Source organism: Campylobacter sp. BCW_4332 (genome assembly GCF_001763175.1).
Classification (GTDB): Bacteria; Campylobacterota; Campylobacteria; order Campylobacterales; family Campylobacteraceae; genus Campylobacter_D; species Campylobacter_D jejuni.
On record NZ_MJYF01000019.1, the window covers coordinates 1 to 2,693 of the forward strand.

The following is a 2,693-nucleotide window of genomic DNA, read 5'->3' on the forward strand; positions in this document are numbered from 1 at the left end:
ATAAAATCAATCTGTTTAACTTCTTTATTGTTGATTGTTAAATTTTTAATAGTTTGAATTAACTCTGTTTTAGAACTTATAAACATAAAAGATTCCTTATATAAAGTATTATTATATCATTTTTTATTTGCTAATATTTTTTGTCTCTCTATTAATCTCTCCTATCCACCTAAGCACATTGCCCTTATCATCAATCTCTACTTCTAAATCTTTGTATTTGTTGTAAAATTTAGGAGCTAAGATTTCTTGGAAGTATTTTGTGCCTTTTGGGGTTGTTGCTATCCAGATATTGTATTGTGACCAATATTGTGGTGTATCCCAAGAAGTGGGAGAAAACATTGTGCTACATCCATCTACAATAATATCATCATTCAAATTTCTTTCAAATCTTTCTTTATAAAAAAAATTATCTCTAAAATATATCCAAGCTTGATATTTATCTTCTTTATAATAAGATAAGTTTGAGGGATAATCTATTTTATTTCTATCTTCATCACAATAAGATCCAAAATCTATATAACCTGCTAGAAAAAGTTGCCCCAAGATATTAATATATTCACTTATATAGGTAGGTTTGGGTGTATTTAAAGAAGGAGTGTTGTTAAGACTATCAATATTATAAAATTGAATGATATTTGCATCTATTTCATGTCTTGCAAAAAATTCATCATCAATAAGTTTTAATAATAAATATTCAAATGCTAAGAGAATATCTGTTTTTGTTGTGTATCTTAAATATTCTAAAAGTAAATCCATTTCAGAAAAATATGGTTTATTATTTAATACTTTACTTAAATTTTCATAACTTTTATATCCTATATCATCTTTTTCTTTATAAGAAAAAATAGGATTACCCATTGCATATATTACTTTTATTCTTTTCACTTTTATTCCTATGGTTTAATATGAATAGTTTTATTGAGCTTTGGATTTTTGCCATAAATATTTATTGTTTCTCCCCCACTTCCAGAACCTGTTCTGTATATAATATCAATTCCATTATTCAATTTATATCTTATAAATTTTTCTTGCGTAATTTGTCCTGTTTTATGATTTTTTATAGGAATATATTTTTCTTCTAACTTTGTGGCATTTTTTATTAATTTTTGCCACAGTTCATCTAATTCTTTTTTATTTTTCAAAAGGCGAATATTCCCACTGCTACCTTTTTGTAGTTTTTCAATAATTTTCACTACTTCTTGTCGCGTTAAACCACTATTAAGTCTACTTGTAATTTTAAACATTGAATATAAACCTCTTAAAGCCGGAACAAATGTATAACTCACATCTTCCAAAGGTTTATCATTGAGTTCTAATTGACTAGGAAATACTATCTCAATAAACTCCCCACTGCCATCTTGTGTTTGTATTCTTATAACATTATCAGGGATGATTTCTTGAGCATTGTTTTCACTAGAACTTATATTATTGCTTTTTGTAGTGTTTGTGTATTTTGTGCCATTATTTATATTTACATCTTTATTTTTTGCTTTTATTTTGTTTTCACTAACCCCATTTACCACCACAAATTTACAAACATAAAACTCTTGTTTTCTATCTTCATCTTCTAAGATTTCATCTAGTCCTTGTGCGATTTGAAGTTTTAAATTTTGCATTTTTGCAGGAGCTAAAAAACTAAAATGATATTCGTTTAATTCTTTATTATCTTCTAAAGCATTTTTGATGATTTTATCATACTCATGTAGCTGTGTAAAATACCCTACTCCTAAATCTTTATTTTCAAATTCCTTATAAGCACTTTTATAAACTTTAGCAATGTTTTTTGGGATAATAAAATAAAGTTTGATTAAATTAGTATCAAAGCTAAGATTTAATTCTTTAAATTCATAATCTTTACTAAAGTCTTGTTTGAATTGATTAAGAATATTTATATCCTCTATATCTTTTAAATCTTTTAAATCTATATTAAATTCATTTAAAGCCTTATCTTGTTCTTTTTTTTCATTATTGATTAAAAGATTATAGATAGGTAAATTATCTTTTTGAAATCTATCACTTTTATAATGAAGTCTTATTATAGGCTCTTTTAACTCTATTTGATTTTTACTTTGTTCTCCTAAGCCCTCTTTAGGATCAAAGCTGTGATCAAATTTAAACTTAGTAGGAGTAAAGCTTACTTTTAAAGCAAAGCCTTTATCTGTTTTACAAGCTGAGATGAGTTCTTGTAAGATTGCAAATTCATTATTGACTTTCTTTTGAGATAAGGATCCTTTTACATTAACAACTTTAGTACAAGGAACACTTACACCTGCTATAGTATTAGGACAAGCTACTATACTAGAGTTTAATAAATCACTTTCTAGTATTATAGGAATGTTATTGTCTTTAAAAGTTTTTCCTTTGTTTGATTTAAGTATGACTTTACCTCCATGGATACATTCTAGGTTTTGATTTTCTAAAAGAGCATGAAGTTTAGCTATAGCTTGTTTTTTATCTACTTGTGTGGTTTTTTGTTCTTTTAAAGTGTTTGAAATTAAGTCTTTATACTCTAAGCTTTGTTTGCTTAAACATTCTAATTTAATATTTAAAGAATTTTCTATAATAGAATAATTAAGCAAACAAAGTTCATCATTTTTATAAAAGATGCTAAGTCTTCCTTTGCCACTGCTTTCATCTTTAGGAGAAAAATAATAACTAGGTGTATCTTGTTTTATAGTATTATCTTGATCTAA

Annotated in this window: 2 protein-coding genes; both read right to left on the reverse strand. The window is 25.8% G+C overall.

Going from position 1 to position 2,693, the window contains the following annotated elements:
* Positions 1-123: 123 nt before the first annotated feature.
* Complete coding sequence (locus tag AJN64_RS01470; protein ID WP_088306429.1) at positions 124-885, reverse strand: hypothetical protein; 762 nt, start codon at positions 883-885, stop codon at positions 124-126.
* A gap of 8 nt (positions 886-893) precedes the next feature.
* On the reverse strand, positions 894-2,693 hold a 1,800-nt coding region (locus AJN64_RS01475), incomplete at its 5' end, for a hypothetical protein (protein ID WP_261665702.1).